The following is a 22,868-nucleotide window of genomic DNA, read 5'->3' as shown; positions in this document are numbered from 1 at the left end:
CTACTTGTGCCGGGCCGCCGCCAGGCGCGCGGCGAAGTCCGGCGATTCGATGGTGGTCGCCTGCGGTCCCAGCTCCGTGCGCTTGGCGAACTCGTGCTGCTCGCCCTCGAGGGCACCGGGGCTGGCAGTGGCCCGCATCGTCGCCTTGGTCGCGACGACCACCTGTCGAGGCGCCGATGCCGGACCCGCGGCCAGCGCGAAAGCGGCGGCAACAGGATCGTCGTCGACCTGCAGCGCCAAGCCGTGACGCACCGCGGCCTCGGCGTCGAACCGCATGCCGAACAACAACGCAGCCCGGGCCACCTGAGGTCCCACCGCGCGGTGCAGCATCCAGGTGGCACCGCCGCCGGGATGCAGACCCAGCTTCTGGAACCGGGCATCGAACAACGCCGCCGGACCCGCGATTCGCACGTCGGCGGCCAAGGCCAGGTTCAGTCCCGCGCCCACGGCGGCGCCGTTGACCGCCGCGATGGTGGGCAGCGTGCACTCGGCAATGGCCATGAATCCGTCGTACAGCGCCAGCAGCCCGTCCTCGGTGGCCACACCCAGAGCGGAGAGATCAGCGCCGGCGCAGAATGCCCGGCCCGCGCCGGTGACCACCACCGCGTGCACACCGGGGTCTGCTTCGGCCCGGGCCACGGCGGCCCGCAGCTGCACCGACATCGCGCCGGTGACGGCGTTACGCCGGTCCGGGTCGTTGACCGTGATCAGCGCCACGCGGTCCGTGACGCTGTAGAGGACGAGATCGGAACGACTCATGGTGGTCAGGAGGCTACGGCCGAGGTCTGTCAGGCGAAGAACGCGACAACGACCGCGGCGGCAGCCGCCAGTCCGACCATCAAGACGGTGAAGAGCATGATCGTGCGTTCCTCGTTCATAGCCTGCCTTTCGGAGCAGTTCGGCTGTTTCTCGGCGACATCGCCGTGATGGGATGCGGCATCCCGGACACCTCAGGCTAGTGGTCTGCGCCTGCCTCTCTAGTCGAGGGGGCGCAGGGACCGCAGGATGGTTGCGTGGCGCAGCAGAAAGGTGCCCTCGTCAAACCTCTTGCGGCGAAGCCATTCGGTGACCTCGCTGTTGTGCTTGCTGGCATTACACGAGGCGCACGCCGGAACGACATTCTCCAGCGTGTAGCGACCACCACGAGAGATCGGAATGACACAGTCGCGTTGCAGGGCCGACTCGCCGCCTTGGCAGTAAGCGCACCGACTCCATGCCTCGAGCAGACTCTCCCATTGGGTTGCGGTGAGGTCATTGTCCACGCGGGCGAGCCGTCGTTGTCGGCGCTTCGCGTAGCGCACGCGAGCCGCACTCGTCGGCTTGGCGGTGGGAAACCTACGTCGAGGCGGCACCCAGTGACGGTAACTCCGAGGCGCACGTGAACTCGCCAGACGCGGCGGAAGCGCCCCCGGCAGGACTCGAACCTGCGACCACAAGATTAGAAGTCATGTGCTCTATCCACCTGAGCTACGGAGGCAATGCCGACTCAGTTTATCCGCTGACGACGGCATAGCTGCGGCTACCGCGCAATGCCGCAAGCATTGGTTTCCAATTCAACCGGCCAACAGAGTAATTCGATTTGCCGCCCGGTTCCCGGATCTGCCCGAATCGACACCCGTCGCGGTAGGCAAACAACTAGCGTTGAATGGTGCTCGTGACGTCTGTGAATCAAGAGGGATGTGTGGCGGTGGCAACCTCGACGGGCCGCGCCGGGCGGGCCGGCTCGATGGCGGGGGAGGCCCGGCGTGGGTGAGCTGGTCGACGCCGCTGGACTGCCCACCGAGCTGGGCCCCCTGGACTACCTGCTGCACCGCGGAGAAGCCAACCCGCGCACCCGCTCGGGGATCATGGGCCTAGAGCTGCTCGACACCACCCCGGACTGGGAACGCTTCCGCAATCTGTTCGAGAACGTCTCTCGGAAGGTTCTGCGACTGCGCCAGAAGGTGGTGGTGCCGACGCTGCCGACGGCGGCGCCGCGCTGGGTGGTGGATCCCGACTTCAACCTCGACTTTCACGTCCGGCGGCTCCGGGTCCCCGAACCCGGCGGCCTGCGCGAGGTCCTGGATCTGGCCGAGGTGGCCCTGCAGTCACCGATGGACATTCAGCGCCCGCTGTGGTCAGCGACTCTGGTGGAAGGGCTGGCCGGTGGCCGGGCCGCCACCTTGATGCATCTGAGTCACGCGGTCACCGACGGTGTCGGGGGTGCGGCCATGTTCGGCCGGATCTACGACCTGGAACGTGATCCACCGGCCCGGGCGATGCCGCCGCAGCCGGTGCCGCAGGACCTCTCGGCCAACGACCTGATGCGTGACGGCATCAACCACCTACCGTTCACGGTGTTCGGCGGCACCCGCGACCTGCTGATGGGCGCACTGTCGATGGCGACCCGCACCGTGCGTGACCCACTGTCGGCGGTCACCGGTGCCCTCACCTATGCCCGCTCAAGTACACGGGTGATGAGCCAGGCGGCCGAGCCGTCGCCGCTGCTGCGCCGGCGCAGCCTGACCAGCCGCACCGAAGCCCTCGACATCCGGTTATCGGACCTGCACCGAGCGGCCAAAGCCGGTGGCGGGTCGATCAACGACGCCTACCTGGCGGCAGTGTCCGGAGCGCTGGGGCGCTACCACCGCGCGTTGGGCGTGCCGATCGCGACCCTGCCGATGGCGATCCCGGTGAACCTGCGCGCGGATGCCGATCCGGCCGGCGGCAACAGGTTCACCGGGGTGAACCTGGCCGCGCCGGTCGGGGTCGCCGACCCGGCCGAGCGCATCAGGCGGATTCGAGCCCAGATGACGCAGCGCCGTGAGGAGCCCGCGATGGACGTGATCGGTTCCATCGCACCGCTGCTGAGCGTCGTTCCGGCGCCGGTCCTGGAGAAGATGAGTGAATCGGTGGTCAGCGCCGACGTGCAGGCCAGCAATGTGGCGTTTTATCCCGGCGAAACCTATATCGCCGGAGCAAAGGTGCTGCGCCACTACGGAATCGGGCCGCTGCCCGGCGTCGCGATGATGGTGGTGCTGATCTCCCGCGGCGGCGAGTGCACCATCACCGTCCGCTACGACCGGGCAGCGGTTCGAGACGAGAAGCTGTTCGCCGCCTGCCTGGTGCAGGGCTTCGACGAAGTGCTGGCATTGGCCGGTGACCCGGCGCCGCGCTGCGTGCCGGCCTCGTTCACGACCGGTGATGAGTCATGACCGACGACGCGACGCCGCGGCCGCGAGACATGCGGCTGCCCGGATCGGTGGCCGAGATCGCCGCGAGCCCCCCGGGCCCCAAGATCGGCGCCTTCTTCGACCTCGACGGCACCCTGGTGGCCGGCTTCACCGCCGTCATCCTCACCCGCGAACGCGTCCGCAGTCGCGACATGGGACTGGGGGAGCTGTTCGGCATGATTCAGGCCGGGCTCAACCACCAACTGGGGCGCATCGAATTCGAAGAGCTCATCACCACCGCGTCAACCGCCTTGCGCGGCCGCTCGATCAGCGACCTCGACGAAATCGGGGAGCGGCTGTTCGTGCAGAAGATCGCCAAACGCATCTACCCGGAGATGCGCGAAGTGGTGCGAGCGCATCAGGCCCGCGGGCACACCGTGGTGCTGAGCTCCTCGGCACTCACCATTCAGGTCGAGCCGGTGGCCCGGTTCCTGGGCATCACCAACACCCTCACCAACGCCTTCGTGACCGACGAAAACGGCGTGCTCACCGGCGACGTCGTCGAGCCGATCCTGTGGGGCCCGGGTAAGGCGGCCGCAGTGCAGAAGTTCGCCGCCGAGCACGACATCGACCTGCAGGACAGCTACTTTTACGCCGACGGCGACGAGGACGTCGCGCTGATGCATCTGGTGGGCAATCCGCGACCCACCAATCCCGAGGGCAAGATGGCCTCGGTCGCCCGCAAGCGTGGCTGGCCGATCCTGCAGTTCAGCAGCCGCGGCAGCGGCGTCGTCGGGCAACTGCGGAACCTGGCGGGCCTGTCCTCGATAGTGCCCGTGGGCGCGGGGGCGATCGGTTTGGGCCTGCTCAGCGGAAGCCGGCGCCGCGGCGTCAACTTCTTCACCGCGCTGTTCCCGCAGGTGCTGCTGACGCTCAACGGTGTGCAGCTCAACGTGATCGGCAAAGAGAACCTCACCGCGGTTCGTCCTGCGGTGTTCATCTTCAACCACCGCAACCAGGTCGATCCGGTGATCACCGCGTCGCTGGTGCGCGACAACTGGATCAGCGTCGGCAAGCGGGAACTGGAGAAGGACCCGATCGCCGGGCCGCTGGGCAAGCTGACCGAGATGGTGTTCATCGACCGGGACGACGCGGCGGCCGCCGTGGAGTCGTTGCAGGAAGTCGAGGAGCGGGCCAAGCGCGGTCTGTCGGTGGTGATCGCGCCGGAGGGGACCCGAGTGGACACCACCGGAGTGGGCCCCTTCAAGAAGGGGCCGTTCCGGCTCGCGATGGCAGCCGGGATCCCGATCGTGCCGGTGGTGATCCGCAACGCCGAGGTGGTCGCCGCCCGGGACTCGATCAGTGCACACCCCGGCACCGTGGATGTCGCGGTGTTCCCGGCGATCTCGGTCGAGGATTGGACCCTCGACACGCTGCCCGAACGGATCGCCGAGGTGCGCCAGTTGTACCTCGACACGTTGGCCGACTGGCCAGTCGACGAACTACCGGCCTGGTCGCCCCGGACGCACACTCCGGAGAAGAAGGCGCCCGCGAAAAAGGCTCCGGCCCAAAAGGCTCCGGCCCAAAAGGCTGCCGCGAAGAAGGTTCCCGCGAAGAAGGCTGCGGTCACAAAGGCGGCGGCCAAGAAGACCCCGGCCAAGAAAGCTCCGGCCAATGAGCCGCCGGTCCCGAAGGGGGAGCAGTGACGTCTTCACCGGCCACCGAAGCTTCGGGGTCCACCACCGATGACACGCTGGTCCTGGCCTACGTGTCGTCTCCGGTGGAGGCGGACCTCGTACACGAGTGGCTGGAGCGCTATCGCGACGGCCGGCCGGGTGCCCGGATCGAACTGCTGGAGCTCGACCCGTCACAGCGCTCATCGGGCGCCATGGCTCGGCTGGTGGGGCATCTCGAGCGTGACGAAAAGCGGTCGATCCTTCCGGTTCGGGTGTTCTGGATGCCACGCGCCGAAGCCTCCGCGCTGAAACGGGTGTCCGCGTTGTTGCCCGGGCGCAACCCCTATCGGCCCAGCGAACGCCAGCAGCGGCAGATTCTGCGCACCGAGTCGTCGCTGGCCCGGGTGGTGGTGGGTGAACCGGCCAGCGTCGCCGACCTGCGCAGTCAATGGAGTGAGCACACCGTCGGGGAACATCCGCGCGACTTCGCGCACTTCGTCACCCGCCGTGCGGTGCTCGCCCTGGAGCGTGCCGAGAATCGGATCCTGGGTCCGCAGTACAAATCTCCGCGGCTGGTGAAACCGGAGATCTTGGCCTCCACCCGATTCCGGGAGGGGCTTGAGGCCATTCCCGGGGCGACCATCGACGAGGCCGGGAAGATGCTCGATGAGCTGTCCACCGGATGGAGTCGGGTCTCGGTCGACCTGGTCGCGGTGTTGACCCGCATGCTCAGCCGGGGCTTTGACCCCGACATCGACTACGACGAATACCAAGTGGCCGCGCTGCGCACCGCGCTGGAGAACCATCCTGCCGTGCTGCTGTTCTCCCACCGGTCCTACATCGATGGCGCGGTCATGCCGGTGGCGATGCAGGAGAATCGCCTCCCGCCGGTACACGTCTTCGCCGGCATCAACTTGTCGTTCGGTTTGATGGGGCCGTTGCTGCGCCGCGCCGGGGTGATCTTCATCCGGCGCAGCATCGGTAACAACCCGCTCTACAAATACGTGCTCAAGGAGTACGTCGGCTATGTGATGGAAAAGCGGTTCAACCTCAGCTGGTCTATCGAGGGAACCCGCTCCCGCACCGGCAAGATGCTGCCGCCCAAGCTCGGCCTGATGACCTACGTCGCGGATGCCTATCTGGACGACCGCACTGAAGATGTTCTGCTGCAGGGTGTTTCGATCAGCTTTGACCAGCTTCACGAGACCGACGAGTATGCCGCCTACGCCCGAGGAGGGGAGAAGACCCCGGAGGGAATCCGCTGGCTCTACCGGTTCATCAAGGCCCAGGGTGAGCGTAACTACGGCAAGATCTACGTGCGGTTTCCCGAGGCCGTGTCCATGCGTCAGTACCTCGGTGCCCCCGACGGCTCCACGGCGACCGACCCGGACGCCAAACGGCTGGCCATGCAGAAGATGGCCATCGAAGTGGCCTGGCGCATTCAGCGCGTCACTCCGATCAGCGCGGCCGGACTGGTGTCGGCGCTGCTGCTGACCACGCACGGCCTGGCATTGACCTTGGAGCAGATCCATCACTCGCTGCAGGCCGGACTGGACTACCTGGAACGCAAGCAGACTCCGATCTCCACCAGCGCGCTGCGCCTGCGCAGTCGAGACGGGGTACGCGCCGCGGTGGACACCTTGTCCAACGGGCATCCGGTCACCCGCGTCGACGGCGGCCGCGAGTCGGTCTGGCGGATCGCCCCCGAGGACGAACACGCCGCGTCGTTCTACCGAAACTCGGTGATCCACGCCTTCCTGGAGACCTCGATCGTCGAGCTCGCGCTGGCCCACGCCGGACGCGGCGAGGGAGACCGGCTGGATGCCTTCTGGACCCAGGCGATGCGGTTGCGCGACCTCCTCAAATTCGACTTCTACTTCGCTGACTCCGCGGCCTTCCGTGACAACATCGCCGAGGAGATGTCCTGGTTCGCCGACTGGGAGACGCGGGTCGCGGCAGGCGGCGCCGAGATCGACGGCATTCTGTCGGAGAAAACTCCGGTGACCTCCGATGTCATGTTGCGGGTGTTCTTCGAGTCCTACGCGATAGTGGCCGACGTGCTCTGCGACGCCCCCGCCGACATCGGCGTCAACGAACTCACGCAGTCGGCACTCGGAGTCGGCCGCCAGTACGTGGCGCAGGGCCGCGTCCGCAGCAGCGAGTCGGTGTCCACCCTGTTGTTCGCGACCGCCTGCCAGGTGGTCGCCGATCAGGGCCTGCTGGATTCCGCGCCGGACCTGGCTGAGCGGCGCACAGCGTTCCGGGCCGAATTGCGCCGCATCCTGCAGGACTCCGACCACATCGCCCGGATTGCCCGGGAAGCGTTCGCCGCCCGCGACATGGAGGTACGACGGCATTGGCGCGGGATCGGCAAGTAGCCGCGGCGCCCGCCTGGCATGCGGGGTGGCAGACAGGCCCCATACGCTGGGAGTCATGACGGCGACATCGGCGACCCGCAGCCGCTCCGCGATCATCGCGCCGGTGCTGGCCGGTGTGGCGATCCTGGCCGGCTGTACCGCCGCGGGGATCGGCGCGCTGTCGCTGGCCGATGCCCTGACGGCCACCGGCCTGCCCGACCCGGGGCCGGTGACCACGCTGGGACTGCCGTTCGTACGGGCCGCAGGCGAGATCGCCGCCGTCGTGGCGGTGGGCTCGTTTCTGCTGGCAGCGTTCCTGGTGCCGCCCCAACCCAGCGGCGTGCTCGACATCGCCGGCTATCGCGCGTTGCGCTTGGGCACGGCCGCCTCGGGAACATGGGCGGTGTGCGCGGCCCTGCTGGTTCCGCTGACGATCTCCGATGTCTCCGGGCATCCCTTGGCGGAGTTCCTCGACCCCGCGGCCGCCTGGTCTTTTGCCGGGCTGGTCGACACGGCCTCGGCATGGCGGTGGACCGCGCTGCTGGCCGCCATCGTGACCCTGGTCAGCTCGCGGGTGCTGCGCTGGTCGTGGACGCCGCTGTTGCTGGCCGGTTCGCTGCTGACGCTGATCCCGCTGGGACTGACCGGACATTCGGCCGCCGGCGGATCACACGATCTGGCCACCAACAGCCTGCTGATCCACCTCATCGCCGCCGGTCTGTGGGCCGGCGGCCTGCTCGCACTGTTGGTGCATGCGCTGCGGGGCGGCGAACACGGCGATCTGGCGGCCCGGAGGTTCTCCACCGTGGCGCTGTGGTGCTTCGTGGCCATGGGACTGTCGGGGGTGCTCAACGCGCTGGTGCGGCTGGCGCCGTCGGAGTTGCTGACCAGTGAATATGGGCGCTTGGTGGTGGCCAAGTTCGTCGCCCTGTGCGTGCTCGGCGTCCTCGGCGCCGGGCAGCGCCGCCGCGGCGTGGCGGCCCTACAGGCCGACCCGAACAATCGGGCACCCCTGATCCGGTTGGCGCTGGCCGAAGCCGTCGTCTTCGCGCTCACGTTCGGCGTCGCGGTGGGGTTGGGCCGAACTCCGCCGCCCCCGCCGGCCGTGCTCAATCCGTCGGTTCCGATGGTCAAGATCGGCTATGACTTCGCCGGCCCGCCGACGGTGGCGCGCATTCTGTTCGACTGGCGCTTCGACGTGGTGTTCGGCACGGCCGCGCTAGTGCTGGCCGGGCTGTACCTGGCGGGGGTGCTGCGGCTGCGCCGCCGCGGTGACGCCTGGCCCGCGGGCCGCACGACCGCCTGGATGCTGGGCTGTTTCACCCTGTTGTTCGCCACCTCATCGGGCACCGGCCGCTACATGCCCGCGATGTTCAGCATGCACATGGCGGTGCACATGCTGTTGTCGATGCTGGTGCCGATCCTGCTGGTGTTGGGCGGTCCGACCACGCTGGCCTTGCGAGCACTGCCGGTCGCCGGCCGTGGCGAGCCGCCGGGGCCGCGCGAGTGGCTGCTGGCCGCACTGCACAGCCGGGTGTCACGGATTCTGACCAATCCGATCGTCGCTGCGGTGATCTTCGTGGTCGGCTTCTACGGGCTGTACTTCAGCAGCCTGTTCGATTCGATGGTCGGCAGCCATGCCGGGCACCTGGCGATGAACATCCACTTCATCCTCAGCGGGTACCTCTTCTATTGGGTGGTGATCGGTGTCGACCCCACCCCCCGACCCATCTCCCCGCTGGCCAAACTGGCGGTGGTGTTCGCGTCGCTGCCCCTGCACGGCTTCTTCGGGGTCTTCCTGATGGGGATGCACACCGTGCTCGGGGAGTGGTTCTACGGTGCATTGGGCCTGCCCTGGCACACCGATCTGGCCGGAGACCAGCATCTGGGCGGCGGCATCACCTGGTCGGCCGGTGAATTGCCGCTACTGATGGTGATGATCGCGCTGCTGGTGCAGTGGCACCGAAGTGACCGGCGCACCGCCAAGCGTCTGGACCGGGCCGCTGACCGCGATGACGACGCCGAACTTGCCGCCTACAACGCGATGCTGGCACAGATGGCCCACCGCGATGGAACGGCGCGGCGCTGAGTCAGCTCAGCCGGCCGGCGGCGGCCAGCACGGCCGCGCGCACCCGCTCGGCAATCGCCTGCTTCGACGAGGCGTCGAGCTTGCCGTCCAGGTGCAGGAACGCCAGCCCGTGCACCAGCGCCCACACCGCGATGGCCATGGCCTCGGGGTCGGACGACGGAAATACCTGCCGCACGATCGAGTTCAGGTATTCCTGGATCGCCGTCACCGCCGCCGCCCGCTCCGCGTTGGCCGGATCGCACTGCTCGGTGAACATCACGCGGAACAGGCCGGGGCGGTTCACGGCGAACTGAACGTAGGCGACCGCGAGCGCGGCGAAGTCCTCGGCCGTCGTCGGCGACGGATGCGCGGCGATCAACTCGGCCGCCAGCTCGTGATAGCCGACCGCGGCGATCTCCGACAGCAGGGCGTTGCGGTCGGCGAAGTGCCGGTAGGGTGCCGCGGTCGACACCCCGGCGCGGCGGGCGGCGGCACGCAGCGACAGTTCCGTGGCGCCATTTTCCTCAAGGAGATCCATAGCGGCGCGCAACAGGGTTCCGGGCAGGTCGCCGTGGTGGTAGGCCTTGATCGACGCTGACATCTGTGACTACCCCGTGTTGACGGCGCTTACATGAGTTCCTAATGTTAGCAGCCCGCATGTGTAAGCGTCGCTAACTTAAGGCGCCCGGAGGCGTTCTACGAAGGAGACCGTGCAGTGACCTCACCCCGAACGATCGTGATCACCGGCGCCAGTGACGGCATCGGTGCCGTCGCGGCGCGTGCCTTGGCCGGACCGGAGGTCAACCTGGTTGTCGTCGGCCGCTCGGCCCAGAAATTGGCGCCGGTCGCCGCCGATACCGGTGCCACCGCGCTGACCGCTGACTTTGCCGACCTGGAGCAGGTTCGCTCGCTGGCGCAACAGATCCGCGATGAAGTGGGCGCGATCGACGTCCTGCTGAACAACGCGGGCGGAACGTTCGCACCGCGCCTGCGTACGGCGCAGGGGCATGAACCCAACTTCGGGATCAACCACCTCGCGCCCTTCCTGCTGACCAATCTGTTGCAGGACCGGTTGGCCGCGGCCCAGGGCGCACTGGTGCTGAACACCTCCAGCGGCGGCAATCTGTTGGGGCACGTCGACCTCGATGACGTGGACTATCGACGCCGGCGCGCTTTCGAGACGCGGGCGTACGGGACCAGCAAGCTGATGAACATCCTGTTCACCCGCGGCATCGCCCAGCGTTGGGCCGACGACGGGATCATCTCGGCCGCGGTGCACCCCGGGCCGGTGGCCACCAGCTTCGGTCGGGACTCATGGTTCATCGGTCTGGTCTTCCGCACACCGCTGCGCCACATCGCGGCGATCACCCCGGAACAGGGAGCCGCACCCCTGATCGCTCTGGCCAAGCGGGGGGCCGACCCCGAGATCAACGGTGTCTACTTCGACCGCCACCGCGCCAACGGTCGCGAGAATCGGCAGGCCCACGACCCCAAGCTGATCGAGGGGCTATGGACTGCCTCGGCCGATCTTGTCGGCCTGGCCTGATCGCCACGGCTGGTTGCCGAATCGATCGACGTGCACCACGTCGTCGATCGGCGGACGCTGGGTCGGGCCGTAGCGTCCCCGAGCCCAGCCGATCGGGATGATGCACACCGGCACCATCTCGGGGGGCAGCTGCAGCACCTTGCGGGTGTTGCGGACCTGCCACAGCGGCAGCGTCTGTAGCGACGCGCCTAGACCCACGGCTCGGCACGCCAGGAGCAGGTTCTGCACCGCGGGGTAGACCGACCCGTAGAACGACGAGACCCTGAGCTGCGGCCACCCCACCGGCCGGTGCTTGAGGGTCCGCCGGTAGCAGGCCACCACCAAAGTCGGCAGTTCGTGGTAGTGCTCACGCTGCCATTCCGAGACCCGCAACTGACGTCGCGTCGGCTCATCGGGGGCGGTGCGGCGGGCGAACCACCCGAACAGCTTGAAGGCCCGTTGATAGCTGCGCACCAGTCGCCGCTTCTGCGCGGGATCGTTGACCACCACGAACGCCCAGTCTTGGCTGTTGGAACTGGTCGGCGCCTTCAGCGCCAGCGCCAGCACCTCTCGGAGGACATCGGTGTCGACCGGATCGAGGTGCAGCCGGCGGATCGCACGCTGGGTGCGCATGGCCTCGGCGAGCGGCATGGTCAATCCGGCGAGTGCCTCGGGTGCCTCGGGCGGAACGAAGGGCTCCGGGGCCGCTGGGGGCGTGGTCATGGCTTGTCCGCGATGACCTCGAAGGTGAGGCCGGCGTCGGTGAGGCGGCGCAACAGGTTCTCGCCCATCGCCGCGACGGTCGTCACCTGACCCGCCGTCACCGGGTTGTCGTCAAAGGCCAGGGACATGGCTGCCTCGGCGATCATCTTCGCGGTCTCCCCGTAGCCCGGATCGCCGCCGCGGACCTGAGTGTGAACCTGCTTGCCGCCGCCCTCGCCGATGAAGTCGACGGTGAACCACGAACTTGCCCTTCGGGACTCCGAAGGGCCCTCGCCCTGCGGGATGCGCTGACCGAGCAACCGGCGCAGCCGCGGCACCTGCGCCGCCGCGACGAATGCGCCGATGCCGGCCAACAGGCCCGCCAGCGTGGTGACCCGCTGGACGCCCGCGTAGTGCGCATAACTGAAGTCGGGTCCGTACTCGGGGCGGGCGAGCGCGGACCGCTGCACGACCTGTGGGTCGACGGTCGGCATCGGCAACAGCCAGAGGCCGAGCGTGGCGTCGTGATGCGGAACGCCGGACCGGACGCGCGATCGGCGGTCACCGTTCTGCGGCTCGGCTTTGGTGCGTGCGACCGCGGCCTGTCGCATCTGTCGTGCACGCGACATCTGGGCCAGGGCGGAGTGCAAGGTCCCGCCGGAGATCATCATCTTGGTGCGGACCACCCCGCGCAGCGTCAACGGCACCCCGTCCGGCAGGTGGGTGACAGTGAAGAAGGCGCCCAGGTCGTGGGGGATGGAATCGAAGCCGCAGGCATGCACCAGCCGAGCTCCGCTCGCGACCGCCCGGGCGTGGTGGGCCAGGTACATCTTGTCGACGAACTCCGGCTCACCGGTGAGGTCGACGTAGTTGGTGCCGGCCGCAGCGCACGCGGCCACCAGCGGCTCGCCGTGCTCCAGGTACGGGCCGACCGTGGTGATCACCACGCGCGCCGATTCGGCGACGGCGCGTAGCGAGTCCGGGTCGCCGCTGTCGGCGATGAGGAGGGGGAGGCTGGCCGCAGCAGGGTTGATGCCGGCGAGTCGCTCGCGCACCGCTTCGAGCTTGGTCTGGTTGCGGCCGGCCAGGGCCCATCGGGCGTCGCTGGGCAGGTTGGCCGCGAGGTATTCAGCGGTCAGGCCGCCGGTGAAGCCGGTGGCGCCGAAGATCACCAGATCGTAAGGGCGGCGTGGAGTGTGGTCGGGGATGCTCATGGCCCTCTTCTTCGGGTGGAGGCGGCGGTGTCAGATCTCGCCGGAACCGGATGAATGTTAACAGTGCTTACGTCAGCATAGGAGGTCAAGTAAGCGGCGTCCACATCAGGTTCGGTGGGCCTCAGGCCCCCGGATCGCGCAGTCCGGCCTTCGCGATGGCCTCGGCCTCCTGCTCGGTGGCCACCGAGGGGCCCGAGCCCGGTAATCGCTTGCCGGCCACCTCCGGGGTGAACCAGAGCGTGATGGCCCCGACGACACCCGCGCCCATTAGCAGGTAGGCCGGGACCAGCACGTTGCCCGTTCCCGACACCAGCGTCTCGGCGACCAGCGGCGTCGTGCCGCCGAACATCGAGACCGAGATGTTGAACCCGATCGCTACCGCGAAATAGCGCACCGCGGACGGGAACAGGGCCGGCAGTGTGGACGGGGTGGTGCTGTAGAAACACAGCAGCATCACCGCGATGATCAGCACACCGAGCAGACGCAGTGCGTAGTTGCCGCCCTGGCCGATCAAGACGAAGGCCGGAACCGACCCGACGATGAGCAGGGCGGTCCCGGTCCACAAGATCGGTTTTCGGCCGATGCGGTCAGAAAGCCGGGCCAGCGGCACCACCGTGATCAGCATCAGCAGCAACGCCACCACGATCATCGTCAGGCCGCCACTGCCGCTGATCCCGCCGACCTGTTTGAAATACGTGGGCAGGTAGCCGGTCAGCATGTAGTTGGTGACGTTCTCCGCCAGCACCAAACCCATGCAGATCAGCAGGCCTGCGCGCTGCCGCGTGACGGTCCGCTGGAACTGCCCCCAGCCGTTACCGTTGCCGGTGGCGGCGTTGTGGTTGTTGTGGAGTTGCTCGTAGACCGGGGACTCATCGATGCGGAGCCGCATGTACAGCGCGATGGCGGCCAGCGGAACGCCCACCAGAAACGGCACCCGCCATCCCCACCGCAGCATCTCGGCAACGGGCAGTTGGGTTTTGAGGGCCGTCACCACCGCCGCGCCCAGCACGTAACCGCCGAGCGTGCCCAGCGGCAGAAACCCGGCCAGCGCACCGCGATTGCGATCGGGCGCGTGTTCGCTGATGTGGGTCATCGCGCCCACATACTCACCGCCGGTGGAGAAGCCCTGCATGATCCGGGTGACGATGAGCAGAATCGGCGCCCAGATTCCGATGTCGTCGTAGGACGGCAGCAGTCCGGTCACCGTGGTGCCGACCGCCATCAGCGTGACGGTCATGATCAGAACCCGCTTGCGGCCGATGCGATCGCCCAGTGCACCGAAGATGATCCCGCCGAATGGTCGCACCGCGAACGCCGCCGCCAAGGTTCCGAACGTGGCGATCAGGCCGACGGCGCTGGAGCTGTCGCCGGGGTAGAAGACCTGCGCGATCGTGGTGGCCAGGAAGCCGTAGATGCCGAAGTCGTACCACTCCATGAAGTTGCCGATGGCAGTGCCGGCGATCGAGCGCTGCATGGCGGCCGGGTCTGAGACCCGGATATCGTCGCGGGCCCATGTGGTGCGGCTCGTGTGTTCACCGCTGCCGGATCGGCCCCTGGTATCCACCGCAAGCAACGTATACCAACCGCCGGGCGACGTCTCGGCCCGCGGAAGAACCTGGCCGGGTCACTCGGACCGCCTCTACGCTGGCGACCATGCGCAGGCCCGTCGCCGTCGTGTTTGTGGTGAGCGCCGCTGCCGTCCTGGCCGCCGGTTGCGCATCCGCGCCTTCCCCGAGCATTTCGGGGTCGCCATCGGCGGCGGCCGGGCAGCATTCGTCGAGCAGCGCTGTGCCTGCTGCGCCCGCCACATCGTCGAAGCGATCCACCGAACCTCTGCCGGACGCGGCGGCGATCCTCAAGGAGGCCAGCGTCACCACGGCCGACGCCCACAGTGTCCACCTGGCTCTGTCGGTGACCGGAACCGTGGAGAACATGGCGGTCACGGCGCTCGATGCCGACGTGACCCGGCGCCCGGCTCCTGCGGCGAGGGGCTACGCCAAGATCGCCTACCGCGGCGCTCCGGCGTATGTCCGGTTTGCGGTGTCCGGGGGCGATTTCTTCGTGTCGCAGGACAACGGCCGCTGGATCGACTATGGGCCGGCCGGCAATCTCTACGACGCGGCGGGCATCTTGAGCCCCGGCACCGGGCTGGCGGACATCTTGACCGACTTCGTCGATCCCGAGGTCGACGGCCGCGACGTGGTCGATGGCGTGCACACCGTGCGGATCAGCGGCGAGATCTCGGCCGCTGCGGCAACCAGGATCGTTCCGCAGCTGCGTGTCGCCAAGCGGACCCCGTGCACGGTCTGGATTCAGGAGGCCGCCGATCACCAGCTGGTCGCACTGAGGCTGGCCGCCGGCGACGACGCCGTGCAGATGAACTTCTCGAATTGGAACGCACCGGTCGCCATCGCGACGCCGGTCCGCTGACCGAGGTGGGGGAGTTATCCCCAGTGCGCGGTTGGTCCCCAGCGGCGGCTGTTCACGACCGCTGAATCGGCTTCCGTGTCGGGCTTGTCCGGCCCAATGGGTGCAGCACCGGCTGGCGTGTCAGCCCGCCGGCAACCAGGAAGGAAGCCTGCAATGTATGAAACACAATTGACCGTGGTGGGAAACATCGCGTCAGACCCGATCCGCCGCCGCGTGGGTGACCACGAGCTGATCAAATTCCGGGTCGCCAGCAACTCGCGCAAGCGGGCCGCCGACGGCAGCTGGGAGACGGGCAACTCGTTGTTCGTGACGGTTAACTGCTGGGACCGGCTGGTCACCGGGGTGGGCGCCTCGTTGAGCAAGGGGTTGCCGGTGATTGTCATCGGGCACGTCTTCACCAGCGAGTACGAGGACAAGGACGGGGTCCGCCGATCATCGGTGGAGCTGCGTGCCACCGCGGTCGGCCCCGACCTGGCGCGGTGCGCGGCCCGGGTGGAGAAGATCATCGCGGCCGGACCGGACAACCCGGCGGTTGCCGCTCGCGCCGATCACGTCGACGGCCCGGACGGCGCCCCGGCGGATTCCGACGCCGACGACGACGAGATGGCGGGCCTGGCATTGACGCCCTGAGCGCAGCCGACAGCGGCGCGGGGTGACCCCCTAGGATGGTCAGCGAGCAATTTCGCGAGACCAGGAGGCGACACCCCGGCATGGCTGAGTTCATCTACACGATGAAGAAGGTGCGCAAGGCACACGGCGACAAAGTCATCCTCGACGATGTCACGCTGAATTTCCTGCCGGGCGCCAAAATCGGTGTGGTCGGCCCGAACGGCGCCGGCAAGTCCAGCGTCTTGCGGATCATGGCCGGGCTGGACAAGGCGAACAACGGCGACGCGTTCCTGGCGCCCGGCGCCAGTGTCGGAATCCTGTTGCAGGAGCCGCACCTGGACGAGACCAAGACCGTCCGGGAGAACGTCGAAGAAGGCGTGCCCATCAAGGGCAAACTGAATCGGTACAACGAGGTCGCCGAGCTGATGGCCACCGACTACACCGATGAATTGATGGAGGAGATGGGCAAGCTCCAGGAGGAGCTTGACGCCGCCGACGCCTGGGACATCGATTCGCAGCTCGAACAGGCCATGGACGCGCTGCGCTGCCCGCCGCCGGACGAGCCCGTCACCCACCTGTCCGGTGGTGAGCGGCGGCGGGTGGCGCTGTGCAAGCTGCTGCTGAGCAAGCCCGACCTGCTGTTGCTCGACGAGCCGACCAACCACCTCGACGCCGAGAGCGTGCTCTGGCTCGAGCAGCACCTGGCCTCCTACCCGGGTGCGATCCTCGCGGTCACCCACGACCGCTACTTCCTCGACAACGTGGCGCAGTGGATCTTGGAGCTTGACCGCGGTCGGGCCTACCCCTACGAGGGCAACTACTCGACCTATCTGGAGAAGAAGGCCGAGCGCCTCGAGGTTCAGGGCAAGAAGGACCAGAAGCTGCAGAAGCGGCTCAAGGACGAACTCGCCTGGGTGCGTTCGGGCGCCAAGGCCCGCCAAGCCAAGAACAAGGCCCGCCTGCAGCGCTACGACGAGATGGTTGCCGAGGCGGAGAAGACCCGCAAGCTCGACTTCGAGGAGATCCAGATCCCGGTCGGCCCGCGGTTGGGCAACACCGTCGTTGAGGTGGAGCACCTGGACAAGGGATTCGACTCACGCCAGCTGATCAAGGATCTGTCGTTCACCCTGCCGCGCAACGGCATCGTCGGTGTGATCGGCCCCAACGGCGTCGGCAAGACCACCCTGTTCAAGACCATCGTCGGTCTCGAAGAGCCGGACAGCGGCACCGTCAAGGTCGGCGAGACGGTGAAGCTGAGCTACGTCGACCAGAACCGTGCGGGCATCGACCCGAAGAAGACGGTCTGGGAAGTGGTCTCCGACGGTCTGGACTACATCGAGGTCGGCCAGAACGAGATTCCGTCGCGGGCCTACGTCTCTGCCTTCGGCTTCAAGGGCCCCGACCAGCAGAAGCCGGCCGGCGTGCTCTCCGGCGGTGAGCGCAACCGGCTGAACCTGGCGTTGACGCTCAAGCAGGGCGGCAACCTGATCCTGCTGGACGAGCCGACCAACGACCTCGATGTCGAGACGCTCGGGTCGCTGGAGAACGCCCTCGAGCAGTTCCCCGGCTGCGCCGTGGTGATCAGCCACGACCGCTGGTTCCTGGATCGGACCTGCACGCACATCCTGGCGTGGGAGGGCGACGACGACAACGAGGCCAAGTGGTTCTGGTTCGAGGGCAACTTCGGTGCCTACGAGGAGAACAAGGTGCAACGTCTGGGTGCCGAGGCGGCGCGTCCGCACCGAGTGACCCACCGCCGACTCACCCGCGACTAGGGTTGGTCCGGTAGCGGCGCTGCCGGAACTGACATGGTCAGGAGGGGTGGGGATGACAGAGTCCACCAAGGAATCGACCGCGTGGACAACATTTCCCGATCCCCTTGAACCCCAAGGCATACCTGTTTGGGTTGCGTCGGCCTACATCCAGACTTACCGCGGGTCGCACAGCGACTCTCTGGACAGTGCCGAACCGACGGACACAGATCCGGCCAGCCGGGCCGCCGCCACCGCCGTCGTGACCCCGGCCCTGGAGGCCGCGCACGCCCGCTTGGCCCGCCACCGGCTCCCCGGCGAATCCCGGGTCGCCGTCTATCCGGCCGATGACGGCTGCGGCTTCGGTCCGGCCCTGCAAGTGGTCACCGAGCACGGCGGGATGCTGATGGACTCGGTGGCGGTGTTGCTGCACCGGCTCGGGGTGGCCTACGTCGGGATCATGACCCCGGTGTTCGCGGTGCAGCGCGATGCCGCCGGGGAACTGCGCGCGGTCGAGCCCAGGACCGCCGACCACGCCGACGGGGCAGAGGCCTGGATTCACGTCCAGCTCTCACCGACGGTCAACCGGCACACCCTGGCCGAGACCGCCCGCCTGCTCCCCGATGTGATGGCTGACGTTCGCCAGGTGGCGATCGACTCCCCGGCGATGCGCAACGCGCTGATCGAGCTCGCCGCCGACGTCGAGGAGGACGCGGACGGCCACTACACCGCCCCGGACCGTGAGGATGTCGCGGCGCTTTTGCACTGGCTGGTCGACGGACACTTCGTCCTGTTGGGGTACCAGCGCGGGGTGGTCCACGACGAACATGTGCTGGTCGAGGACGCCGCTCGACTGGGTGTATTGGCGCTGCGGAAGTCTCTGCGTCCCAGGCTCATCGGTGACAACCTCTTGACCCTGGCGCAGGCCACCGTGCCCAGCTACATGCGATTCAGCTCGCACACCTACGTAGTGGTGATCCGGGAGGACACCGGCGACAGCATCGTCGCGCACCGTTTCGTCGGACTGTTCACCGCCGGAGCCATGAACGCCGACGTCTTCGAGATCCCGGTCATCTCCCACACCGTCCGCCACGCGCTGGCGCTCGCGGAGAAGGAACCCGGGCACCCCGGACAGCTTCTGCTCGACATCATCCAAACCGTTCCGCGCTCAGAGCTTTTCGCGATCACCCCGGAACAACTGCTGAACATGGCGATGGCGGTGTCCGACCTTGGTTCGCGGCGCGGGACCCTGCTGTTCCTCCGCGGCGATCGCACCGGCCGCTTCGTCTCCTGCCTGGTGTACCTGCCACGTGATCGCTACACCACTCCGGTGCGGCTGAACATGGAGGACATTTTGGTCCGCGAGTTCGGCGGCGTGGGGCTGGAGTACAGCGCGCGCGTCAGTGAAGCACCTTGGGCCTTGCTGCATTTCATGGTCCGCATGTCTGACGACCCCAAGGCTCGTGCGGCCGACACCGGTGAGGCCAACCGGGTCCGGATCCAGGGCCTGCTGGCCGAGGCCACCCGCACCTGGGGCGACCGGTTGCTGGAGACGGCGGCACAGGACTCCATCGACGCCGAGGTGGCCGAACACTATGCGGTCGCCTTCGACGAGATCTACAAGCAGGCCGTCACGCCGGCCGAGGCCGTCGGCGACATCGCCATCATCGAAGGACTGGCGGATGATTCGGTCAAGTTGGTGTTCTCCGACTACGGCGAGGCCGACGGGGGCCAGTTGGCCTGGTTCCTCGGCGGGCATGGTGCCTCGCTGAGCCAGCTTCTGCCGATGCTGCAGTGCATGGGGGTGGCGGTCCTCGAAGAGCGGCCGTTCACCGTCACGCGCGCCGACGGCCTGCAGGTGTGGATCTACAAATTCAAGGTGTCGGCCGATCCCAGCATTGAGGTCCCGGCGGAGGGCTCCGCACGCAGCGACGCCCAACAGCGGTTCGCCGAAGGGGTCACCGCGATCTGGGAAGGCCGCGCCGAGCCCGACCGATTCAACGAACTGGTCTTGCGTGCCGGACTGACCTGGCAGCAGGTGGTGGTGCTGCGCGGCTACGCCAAATACCTTCGCCAGGCACGTTTCCCCTACAGCGAGCACCACATCGCCTCGGTGCTCAACCAGTATCCGGACATCGCCCGGGCCCTGGTCGCCCTGTTCGAGGCGCTGTTCGACCCGTCGCGCACGCATCGCAGCCGTGACGCGCAGGCCGCGGCCGCGGACGTGGCGGCCGGTATCGACGCGGTGGTGAGCCTGGACACCGACCGGGTGTTGCGGGCGTTCGCCTCGCTGATCCAGGCGACCTTGCGTACCAATTATTTTGTTACCCGGGCTGATTCAGCTCGGGCAAGCAATGTTCTGGCGCTCAAGCTGGACGCGGGCCTGATCGACGAGCTGCCGTTGCCCCGGCCCAAGTTCGAGATCTTCGTGTACGCACCCCGCGTCGAGGGGGTGCATCTGCGGTTCGGTTTCGTGTCGCGCGGTGGGCTGCGCTGGTCGGACCGGCGCGAGGACTACCGCACCGAGATCCTGGGACTGGTCAAAGCCCAGGAGGTCAAGAACGCGGTCATCGTTCCGACCGGAGCCAAGGGCGGGTTCGTGGTCAAACGACCGCCGGTACCCACCGGCAACCCGGTCGCAGACCGAGACGCGGCACGTGCGGAAGGGGTGGCCTGCTACACGCTGTTCATCTCGGGCCTGCTGGACGTGACCGACAATGTCGACCACGCCACCGGCGCCATCAGCGCGCCTCCTCAAGTGGTGCGCCGCGACGGTGACGACGCCTACCTGGTGGTGGCCGCTGACAAGGGCACCGCCAGCTTCTCCGACATCGCCAACGGCGTTGCCGCTTCCTACGGCTACTGGCTGGGCGACGCGTTCGCCTCCGGCGGCTCAGTCGGCTACGACCACAAGGAGATGGGCATCACCGCCAAGGGTGCCTGGGAGTCGGTCAAACGGCACTTCCGCGAGATGGGAGTCGACACCCAGAGCCAGGACTTCACCGTCGTCGGAGTGGGCGACATGAGCGGCGATGTGTTCGGCAACGGCATGCTGCGCAGCGAACACATTCGGCTGGTGGCTGCCTTCGACCATCGGCACATCTTCCTCGACCCCGACCCGGATCCCGCTCGATCCTTCGCCGAGCGGCAGCGGATGTTCGACCTGCCGCGGTCCAGTTGGGACGACTACGACACGTCACTGATCAGCGCCGGTGGCGGCGTCTACCCGCGGGACCTCAAATCGGTGCCGGTCAGCCCCCAGGTCGCGATCGCGCTGGGGCTCGATGAGGACGTCACCGAGCTGACACCGCCCGCGCTGATCCGGGCCATCCTGCGCGCACCGGTCGACCTGCTCTTCAACGGCGGCATCGGTACCTATGTCAAGGCGGAGTCAGAGTCCGACGCCGATGTGGGGGACCGCGCCAATGATCAGGTGCGTGTCAACGGAAACCAGGTGCGCGCCAAGGTGATCGGCGAAGGCGGAAATCTGGGCGTGACCCCGCTTGGCCGGGTCGAGTTCGACCTCGCCGGCGGCCGGATCAACACCGATGCCCTGGACAACTCCGCAGGCGTCGACTGCTCCGACCACGAGGTCAACATCAAGATCCTGATCGATGCCCTGGTCACGGTCGGCAAGGTCGACACCGCGGACCGGCCGCAGTTGCTGGCGTCGATGACCGACGAGGTCAGTGCCCTGGTGTTGGCCGACAACACCGCGCAGAACGACTTGATGGGCACCAGCCGCGCCAACGCCGCGAGCCTGCTGCCGGTGCACGCCGAGCAGATCCGGCACCTGGTCGCCGATCGCGGGCTCAATCGTGAACTGGAGGCTCTGCCTTCGGAGAAGGAGATCGCTCGGCGCGCCGAGGCGGGGCTGGGCCTGGCCTCCCCGGAGCTCGCCACGCTGATGGCGCACGTCAAGCTGACCCTGAAAGCGGCGGTGCTGGCCAGCGATCTTCCGGACCAGGACGTGTTCGCCAGCCGGCTGCCGCACTATTTCCCGCGCGTCCTGCAGCAGCGTTTCAGCGCCGAGATCCGGACCCATCAGCTGCGTCGCGAGATCGTCGCGACGATGTTGATCAACGATGTGGTCGACACCGCGGGCATCACCTATGCCTATCGGATCACCGAGGACGCCGGTGTGGGCCCGGTCGATGCCGTGCGTGCCTACGTGGCGACCGACGCCATCTTCGGGGTGGGTGATCTGTGGCGCCGGATTCGTGCCGCCGGCGAGCACGATGGCCTTCCGGTGGCGGTCACCGACCGGATGACACTGGACCTGCGGCGGCTCATCGACCGGGCCGGCCGCTGGCTGCTGAACTATCGCCCGCAGCCGCTGGCCGTCGGAGCCGAGATCAACCGTTTCGCCGAGCAGGTGGCCCGGCTGACACCGCGCATGTCGGACTGGCTGCGCGGTGACGACGCCGACATCGTCGCCAAGCACATCCGCGAGTTCGAGCTGCAGGGCGTGCCTCACGACTTGGCCGCAGACGTGGCGATCGGCCTGTACCGCTACAGCCTGCTTGACATCATCGACGTGGCCGACATCACCGAACGCGGCGCCGACGAGGTCGCGGACACCTACTTTGCGCTGATGGATCGGCTCGGCACCGACGGCCTGCTGACCGCGGTCGCGCAACTGCCTCGCGATGATCGCTGGCACGCCTTGGCGCGGTTGGCGATCCGTGATGACATCTACAATTCGGTGCGGTCGCTGTGCGTGGATGTGCTGGCGGTCGGGGAACCGGACGAGGACGGGATGCAGAAGATCAGCGAGTGGGAATCGACCAACGCCTCGCGTGTGCTGCGGGCGCAGCGCACGCTGACGCAGATCTACGAATCCGATCAGCGAGACCTGGCGACGTTATCGGTGGCGGCTCGTCAGATTCGCAGCATGACCCGCGCGAGCGGACAAGGCGCGGCATCGTGAGCGACTCTGCTGGATCGGTCGGGGAGACCGTGGGTTTTGTGGCTGCGGTTCCGGTGCGGTGGTCGGACATCGACATGTACCAGCACGTGAACCACGCGACCATGGTGACGATGCTCGAAGAGGCACGGGTGCCGTTCCTGTCGCCGGCCTTCGCCGTGGACATCACCAGCGTTGGTCTGCTGATCGCCGAGGTCAAAGTCGCCTACAAGGGGCAGCTGCGGCTTACGGATTCGCCGCTGCAGGTGACCATGTGGGTGTCCCGGCTCCGGACGGTGGACTTCACCATCGGCTACGAGGTGCGTTCGGTGCACGCGGCCCCGGACTCGCGGCCGGCGGTGATCGCCGAGACGCAGCTGGCCACCTTCAGCATCGATGAGCAGAAGCTGGTGCGACTGTCCGCGGACCACCGCGCCTACCTGGAGAAGTTCATCCGCTGAGTGCGTCGGCGCGCTCG

16 protein-coding genes and 1 tRNA gene are annotated in these 22,868 nt (G+C 67.6%); 10 read left to right on the top strand and 7 right to left on the bottom strand.

Going from position 1 to position 22,868, the window contains the following annotated elements; genetic code table 11:
- The 3 genes from BST15_RS02230 to BST15_RS02220 all read right to left on the bottom strand — a co-directional run bounded on the left by BST15_RS02230 (position 1) and on the right by BST15_RS02220 (position 1,477).
- Positions 1 to 759, bottom strand: a complete 759-nt coding sequence (locus tag BST15_RS02230; protein ID WP_046187654.1) for an enoyl-CoA hydratase — start codon at positions 757 to 759, stop codon at positions 1 to 3.
- 218 nt (positions 760 to 977) lie between these two features.
- Positions 978 to 1,352 carry an HNH endonuclease gene (locus BST15_RS02225; RefSeq protein WP_046187653.1) on the bottom strand — a complete coding sequence of 125 codons (375 nt, stop codon included), beginning with the start codon at positions 1,350 to 1,352 and terminating at the stop codon, positions 978 to 980.
- Positions 1,353 to 1,403: 51 nt separating this feature from the next.
- Positions 1,404 to 1,477, bottom strand: a tRNA-Arg gene (locus tag BST15_RS02220).
- 268 nt (positions 1,478 to 1,745) lie between these two features.
- Here BST15_RS02220 and BST15_RS02215 point away from each other — a divergent pair.
- Genes BST15_RS02215 through BST15_RS02200 form a run of 4 tightly spaced genes read left to right on the top strand, consistent with a single transcriptional unit; the run spans position 1,746 to position 9,274 of the window.
- Positions 1,746 to 3,194, top strand: a complete 1,449-nt coding sequence (locus BST15_RS02215; RefSeq protein WP_046187652.1) for a wax ester/triacylglycerol synthase family O-acyltransferase — start codon at positions 1,746 to 1,748, stop codon at positions 3,192 to 3,194.
- A complete protein-coding gene (locus BST15_RS02210) occupies positions 3,191 to 4,858 on the top strand; it encodes an HAD-IB family hydrolase/lysophospholipid acyltransferase family protein (protein ID WP_046187651.1) in 1,668 nt (555 codons plus the stop codon). The genes BST15_RS02215 and BST15_RS02210 overlap by 4 nt, the downstream gene beginning before the upstream one ends.
- Positions 4,855 to 7,206 (top strand): glycerol-3-phosphate 1-O-acyltransferase, encoded by a 2,352-nt coding sequence (locus BST15_RS02205; RefSeq protein WP_046187650.1) that lies wholly within the window; start codon positions 4,855 to 4,857, stop codon positions 7,204 to 7,206. The genes BST15_RS02210 and BST15_RS02205 overlap by 4 nt, the downstream gene beginning before the upstream one ends.
- Before the next feature lie 55 nt (positions 7,207 to 7,261).
- Positions 7,262 to 9,274: a bifunctional copper resistance protein CopD/cytochrome c oxidase assembly protein gene (locus tag BST15_RS02200; RefSeq protein ID WP_046187649.1), complete on the top strand. Its 2,013-nt coding sequence runs from the start codon at positions 7,262 to 7,264 to the stop codon at positions 9,272 to 9,274.
- Position 9,275: 1 nt separating this feature from the next.
- On the opposite strand, the gene BST15_RS02195 is transcribed toward BST15_RS02200, so the two are convergent.
- The gene (locus BST15_RS02195) at positions 9,276 to 9,854 is read right to left on the bottom strand and encodes a TetR/AcrR family transcriptional regulator (protein ID WP_046187648.1); all 579 of its coding nucleotides are present in this window, start codon (positions 9,852 to 9,854) and stop codon (positions 9,276 to 9,278) included.
- A gap of 114 nt (positions 9,855 to 9,968) precedes the next feature.
- Here BST15_RS02195 and BST15_RS02190 point away from each other — a divergent pair, with 114 nt between their 5' ends.
- The gene (locus tag BST15_RS02190; protein ID WP_046187647.1) at positions 9,969 to 10,799 is read left to right on the top strand and encodes an SDR family NAD(P)-dependent oxidoreductase; all 831 of its coding nucleotides are present in this window, start codon (positions 9,969 to 9,971) and stop codon (positions 10,797 to 10,799) included.
- On the opposite strand, the gene BST15_RS02185 is transcribed toward BST15_RS02190, so the two are convergent.
- From BST15_RS02185 to BST15_RS02175, 3 genes are all read right to left on the bottom strand, one after another.
- Positions 10,761 to 11,501, bottom strand: coding sequence for a nitroreductase family protein (locus BST15_RS02185; RefSeq protein ID WP_046187646.1), 741 nt, complete (start codon positions 11,499 to 11,501; stop codon positions 10,761 to 10,763). The two genes, BST15_RS02190 and BST15_RS02185, sit on opposite strands and share 39 nt — an antisense overlap.
- On the bottom strand, positions 11,498 to 12,694 hold the full coding sequence (locus tag BST15_RS02180; protein ID WP_046187645.1) for a saccharopine dehydrogenase family protein: 1,197 nt from the start codon (positions 12,692 to 12,694) through the stop codon (positions 11,498 to 11,500). Before BST15_RS02180 ends, BST15_RS02185 begins: the two co-directional genes overlap by 4 nt.
- A 121-nt stretch (positions 12,695 to 12,815) precedes the next feature.
- The gene (locus BST15_RS02175; RefSeq protein ID WP_046187694.1) at positions 12,816 to 14,168 is read right to left on the bottom strand and encodes an MFS transporter; all 1,353 of its coding nucleotides are present in this window, start codon (positions 14,166 to 14,168) and stop codon (positions 12,816 to 12,818) included.
- 179 nt (positions 14,169 to 14,347) lie between these two features.
- Between BST15_RS02175 and BST15_RS02170 the strand changes: the two genes are divergently transcribed.
- The 5 genes from BST15_RS02170 to BST15_RS02150 all read left to right on the top strand — a co-directional run bounded on the left by BST15_RS02170 (position 14,348) and on the right by BST15_RS02150 (position 22,851).
- The gene (locus BST15_RS02170; RefSeq protein WP_083070788.1) at positions 14,348 to 15,124 is read left to right on the top strand and encodes an LppX_LprAFG lipoprotein; all 777 of its coding nucleotides are present in this window, start codon (positions 14,348 to 14,350) and stop codon (positions 15,122 to 15,124) included.
- Positions 15,125 to 15,277: 153 nt separating this feature from the next.
- Positions 15,278 to 15,754, top strand: coding sequence for a single-stranded DNA-binding protein (locus BST15_RS02165; RefSeq protein ID WP_046187644.1), 477 nt, complete (start codon positions 15,278 to 15,280; stop codon positions 15,752 to 15,754).
- An 80-nt stretch (positions 15,755 to 15,834) separates the two neighbouring features.
- Positions 15,835 to 17,508, top strand: a complete 1,674-nt coding sequence (ettA, locus tag BST15_RS02160; RefSeq protein ID WP_046187643.1) for an energy-dependent translational throttle protein EttA — start codon at positions 15,835 to 15,837, stop codon at positions 17,506 to 17,508.
- 52 nt (positions 17,509 to 17,560) lie between these two features.
- Positions 17,561 to 22,414 carry an NAD-glutamate dehydrogenase gene (locus tag BST15_RS02155; protein WP_046187642.1) on the top strand — a complete coding sequence of 1,618 codons (4,854 nt, stop codon included), beginning with the start codon at positions 17,561 to 17,563 and terminating at the stop codon, positions 22,412 to 22,414.
- Positions 22,411 to 22,851, top strand: a complete 441-nt coding sequence (locus tag BST15_RS02150) for an acyl-CoA thioesterase (protein ID WP_082103904.1) — start codon at positions 22,411 to 22,413, stop codon at positions 22,849 to 22,851. Before BST15_RS02155 ends, BST15_RS02150 begins: the two co-directional genes overlap by 4 nt.
- Positions 22,852 to 22,868: the final 17 nt, after the last annotated feature.

Origin of the sequence: Mycolicibacter arupensis, assembly GCF_002086515.1 — a bacterium.
Classification (GTDB): domain Bacteria; phylum Actinomycetota; class Actinomycetes; order Mycobacteriales; family Mycobacteriaceae; genus Mycobacterium; species Mycobacterium arupense.
Note: the sequence above shows the minus strand (reverse complement) of the source record. Positions and strands in the feature narration are given on the sequence as shown.

What these genes read in the sequence shown, in the direction of transcription:
- BST15_RS02230 (WP_046187654.1), bottom strand. Translation starts at nt 759, where the DNA reads ATGAGTCGTTCCGATCTCGTCCTCTACAGCGTCACGGACCGCGTGGCG.
- BST15_RS02210 (WP_046187651.1), top strand. Translation starts at nt 3,191, where the DNA reads ATGACCGACGACGCGACGCCGCGGCCGCGAGACATGCGGCTGCCCGGA.
- BST15_RS02200 (WP_046187649.1), top strand. Translation starts at nt 7,262, where the DNA reads ATGACGGCGACATCGGCGACCCGCAGCCGCTCCGCGATCATCGCGCCG.
- BST15_RS02195 (WP_046187648.1), bottom strand. Translation starts at nt 9,854, where the DNA reads ATGTCAGCGTCGATCAAGGCCTACCACCACGGCGACCTGCCCGGAACC.
- BST15_RS02185 (WP_046187646.1), bottom strand. Translation starts at nt 11,501, where the DNA reads ATGACCACGCCCCCAGCGGCCCCGGAGCCCTTCGTTCCGCCCGAGGCA.
- BST15_RS02180 (WP_046187645.1), bottom strand. Translation starts at nt 12,694, where the DNA reads ATGAGCATCCCCGACCACACTCCACGCCGCCCTTACGATCTGGTGATC.
- BST15_RS02175 (WP_046187694.1), bottom strand. Translation starts at nt 14,168, where the DNA reads ATGCAGCGCTCGATCGCCGGCACTGCCATCGGCAACTTCATGGAGTGG.
- BST15_RS02170 (WP_083070788.1), top strand. Translation starts at nt 14,348, where the DNA reads ATGCGCAGGCCCGTCGCCGTCGTGTTTGTGGTGAGCGCCGCTGCCGTC.
- BST15_RS02165 (WP_046187644.1), top strand. Translation starts at nt 15,278, where the DNA reads ATGTATGAAACACAATTGACCGTGGTGGGAAACATCGCGTCAGACCCG.
- ettA (WP_046187643.1), top strand. Translation starts at nt 15,835, where the DNA reads ATGGCTGAGTTCATCTACACGATGAAGAAGGTGCGCAAGGCACACGGC.
- BST15_RS02155 (WP_046187642.1), top strand. Translation starts at nt 17,561, where the DNA reads ATGACAGAGTCCACCAAGGAATCGACCGCGTGGACAACATTTCCCGAT.